This is a genomic window from Pseudovibrio sp. Ad37, from assembly GCF_001623075.1.
Classification (GTDB): domain Bacteria; phylum Pseudomonadota; class Alphaproteobacteria; order Rhizobiales; family Stappiaceae; genus Pseudovibrio.
In genome coordinates this window covers 1-3855 of sequence record NZ_LMCF01000118.1, presented here as the reverse complement: position 1 = coordinate 3855, position 3855 = coordinate 1, and the positions used below count along the sequence as shown (strand labels likewise).

The window sequence follows — 3855 nt, the reverse complement described above, 5'->3', positions numbered from 1 at the left end:
TGTTTAATAAGCTCAAGCAGTTCCGTAGGATTGCTACTCGATACGATAAAACCTGCGTACCTTTCGCCTCTTTCCTAAACTTGGCTGCTGCGCGTCTATGGCTACGCAACTTTGTCAACAGGACCTAAGGTCAAGGACCGCCTAATAGACGATTGTAATTAGCCTACTTGCTGTAATATGTTGATGCGATTGAGGCCAAGCTCAACGATCTTCAAGGCAACCTCAGAATGTGTCATTGCTGACAGCCTGTTCGTCTTCGATTTTGACCCAGTTTGTAATGAACAAGCCCTTGGGAAGTAACTCGAATCGGGCGTCATACCCGGCACTAGGTTTGCTTCAAGAAAATTGGGGTTTCCTTCTGCATCAAGCTTGATGTCAATCCGACCAAAACTCTTAACTCCTAATGCCGTAAAAGCACTGCCTGCAAGCTCGGAAACAGCGCTCAAAGTGGGCTCAGTAATAGTTCTGAGTAACTCATGATTTTTCTGCTTTGCAGCACATCCCAATATTCGATCACCCTTTTCATTCTTGGGAACTATGATTTCTACAGGCATAATAGATCTTGAATCGGTTTCCGGGTCGTCAAAGATTGCAACGGTAAACTCTCGTCCCGGTAGCACCTCCTCGACCAGAACATCTGCGCCATAGCTTTCGAAAAGTTCTTTGACTTTACTTTGATAACTTTCGAAGTCGCGAACTATCGAGTTTTCATCTATTCCATTTCCATTAGCAGCATCTATTGGTTTAACGAAAAGAGGAAGAAAAAGAGGGAGTTTGTCTTCTGTTTCGAACTGGCCAGGGCAGGCTTGGAAAAACTTTGCAGTAGCAATACCGTGGTTTTGTATAGCCGTCTTAGCCTTTCCTTTATTTGAATCGAACTCCAGACTGTTACGATCAGATCCGGTAAAAGCAATTGCATGCTCAGAAAAGTAATCTGAAAACCAAGTTTTTGTATTATTACTTACATCCAGGAAGTATTTACTGCAAAGGACAACAAGATCTGGTTTAGACGTAACAATATCATTCAAACTGGATATCGAAGAAATCTCGTGAAACGTAACCGTTTGATATTTTTCTTTTAGAGCATCGTAAAAGAAACGACATGTCTCAATCGATCCAAATCCGGTTTCTTTCAAATCATGTGTATTGGTCGCTACAACTGCAATGTGGTTCTGCAGTTTTGAGGAGTGTTCCTGTAAATTTTGCCGATGGTTATTATTTGCAATTGGATTGGGAAACTGGAGTGGACCAATTAATTCTGCGGTTAAGCCAATTTTAGCAAGATCAGTTCGTTCTGTCATTGGACCATTCTTTCGTTGCTCAGTCATCAGTTGACGAGCAAATTGCCGGCCCTTCGTTTAGAGCACGGGAAGTGGCGAGGATAATTGACCGGTTAAACGTGGATTTAGTTCACACAGTGCCGGGTGAGGATGGCTGTATTCACGGCACTAAGATCTTGCACGAATAGGGGGAGCAGCTGCGAGGTAGTGTATATGACCAGCTGCAAATCTGATAATTACCGCTGTCATGAGTAAAGAAGTTATGTGTCTAGGAACTGTCTTTTGTTAGGCAACTTCGATATTGTTGACTTCTATTTTCCCGTTTGCAGGATTTGTAAGCGTATCGAAACGTACTTTTTGGCGTTCAGCCAATTTCTTAATACCAGCACGATTTAAGGACGCACGAAGAACGCGAAACTGTGAATTTGTACCTTCCTCCTGAATGTAGCCAAAGCCTTGCTCAGAATTGAAGAATTTCACGGAACCATTGATCATTTAGGATACAATCTGTGATGACCAAAAACGCTTTAGTACTTATGTACAGTCGCTTGGCCAGAGAATACTACTTCCCAAAAGCAATATTCTATTATATACATATTGCACATCTCATCGCACTGGTTCAATCAATTTAAATTTTAATACGGATTTATTTGGCCAGTCGAAGTAAATCTTAGAGAAACATAGTTTCTTGAACTTTAGATCGACTAGATCAAAGAATAGATCTTAGCCCAAGATATTTAGCGATATCTTGTGCACTCGCTGATTGCCAATCACTTGGTAGACTATTTTATCAAAGGGCGAAGCTTTTTATCTGTAGCTTCTTTAGCAAGACGGAGTTCTTTTAGGCGAGACGTTTTTTCACTTAATTGCAGAGCCCGTTCCTCTTCATCGGTGAGTTCTTTTTTTTTGTTTTTTTCAATCGCAGCAAATCGATCTTTTGCACATGACATTGAAATATTAGGCATATTTTGGTTCTTTCTATCAGGACTAGGGCTACGCAACAGGCGCAGCCCTGATCTTTTATTAGTCGACCAGCTGCAAATTCACAGCTGAAGCTTTGCCATCGCGGCCGCTTTCTAGTTCATAAGCAACTTTTTGACCTTCTTCGAGACCCATAAGTCCAGCCCGCTCAACAGCAGAAATATGAACAAATGCATCCTTTCCGCCATCTTCCGGAGAAATAAAGCCGAAGCCTTTTGTGGAATTGAAGAATTTTACAGTGCCGTGTGTCATGGTTGATACCTTGTAACTTTACCCGGCCTAAGCGGGCGTGTTTCCCATGTTCGATATGTACATGGGGTGCAACATTCTCAAAATCAGGGGGAACCTAGCAAACCGGCAAGCCGGAAGAAAAGATAGCCAATGATGGCTGTAAACGCGCTTTGTTTATGTAGTTATTCTCGGCTCTCTTTTCAAGAGGCTATGTAAGATATGCTAAACAATCTGCAATTCTTGCTGCAATGATTGGTCCTGAAAGCAAGAAAAGCTCGTTCTCCTACAACCCTACACCATGATCACTTAGTGCTTCGACTGCGTGAATATTTATTTTCGAAGAAAATACCGGAGGCGAGCATTCTATAATATTGAGGTAGTACGATCTCAAACCTTGATTGACGTTACCGAATGCCCGCTTCTCTAATCGGGGGCTGAGGTCAAGCTCTTTTTCCTTTTCATTCGGATCATATCCATCTCCGGGTCACGCTTCTCTTCGCAGTCTGGGTCGCTCTTCATTGTGAGCGGCTGCATGCATGTGCCGGAATGGTTGTAGAGAGCCCCGCTATTGGACGCGCTTTCATGGCGCAGCAGACATTTTCGGCTTCATCTACAAACCTCGTCCAGAGAGGACGATCCTGCCGTGATACTTAGGTCAGGCTATATCATGCAACAACCTCCAAGCCATCACGACAGAATGATGTGTCATTGACCCACATGCAGTGCATGACAACTGCCAGCTTTCTGGCCACAGCAACAACGGCACGTCGCCGGCCCTTGGTTCGCATCAAGCGCATCCCCCAGGTCTTGATGCTGGATCCACCGGTACAGCGGGTTAGCATCGCATTGGCAGCCGTATAAAGGGCAGAGCGGACCTCCATGTCTCCTGCTTTAGAGATCCGGCCGGGATTATCGGTTTCTCCGGACTGAAATCGCCTCGGCGTTAAGCCGAAGTGGGCAGCAACCGTTCGCGAACTCCTGAACCGCGCTGGATCATCCACCGCAGCGACAAATGCCAGCGCAGTCATAGGGCCAACGCCGGGGATTTCCATTAGTCGCAAGCACACTGCATTGGTGCTTGCCGCGTGTTTAACGCGTTTGTCCAGCTCTTGATACGTGTGTAATAAAGCGAGCCGTGCATCCAGAAGCGGAACCAGTGCCAGGCTCAAATCTGGGTGGACTTCGATAAACGGTCGCACTGTTGCGTCAAAGCGTGTGTGTTTAATCCGTTCCGGCAGACGCAGGCCGTAAACCTTCAAGAGCCCGCGTACCTCGTTTGTCAAGTCTATGCATTTACGCAAGCATGCCTTGCGACTGCTCAGGAGCGTACGCATTGCATGCGAACGGCGGCTTTTCATATGCA

At 45.2% G+C, this 3855-nt stretch carries 5 protein-coding genes and 1 pseudogene; 1 reads left to right on the top strand and 5 read right to left on the bottom strand.

Going from position 1 to position 3855, the window contains the following annotated elements; all coding sequences use genetic code 11:
- Positions 1-128, top strand: a pseudogene (locus PsAD37_RS27670) (IS5/IS1182 family transposase); the annotation flags it as partial.
- A 30-nt stretch (positions 129-158) separates the two neighbouring features.
- On the opposite strand, the gene PsAD37_RS17080 reads toward PsAD37_RS27670, so the two are convergent.
- From PsAD37_RS17080 to PsAD37_RS17065, 5 genes are all read right to left on the bottom strand, one after another.
- On the bottom strand, positions 159-1301 hold the full coding sequence (locus tag PsAD37_RS17080; protein WP_063297183.1) for a hypothetical protein: 1143 nt from the start codon (positions 1299-1301) through the stop codon (positions 159-161).
- Positions 1302-1565: 264 nt separating this feature from the next.
- Positions 1566-1775 carry a cold-shock protein gene (locus PsAD37_RS17075; RefSeq protein ID WP_063291013.1) on the bottom strand — a complete coding sequence of 70 codons (210 nt, stop codon included), beginning with the start codon at positions 1773-1775 and terminating at the stop codon, positions 1566-1568.
- 287 nt (positions 1776-2062) lie between these two features.
- Entirely contained in the window at positions 2063-2245 is a 183-nt protein-coding gene (locus tag PsAD37_RS28130; protein WP_153039783.1) for a hypothetical protein, read from the bottom strand.
- Between the two features lie 58 nt (positions 2246-2303).
- Positions 2304-2513 carry a cold-shock protein gene (locus PsAD37_RS17070; RefSeq protein ID WP_057464243.1) on the bottom strand — a complete coding sequence of 70 codons (210 nt, stop codon included), beginning with the start codon at positions 2511-2513 and terminating at the stop codon, positions 2304-2306.
- Positions 2514-3157: 644 nt separating this feature from the next.
- On the bottom strand, positions 3158-3855 hold a 698-nt coding region (locus PsAD37_RS17065; RefSeq protein WP_063297182.1), incomplete at its 5' end, for an IS110 family transposase.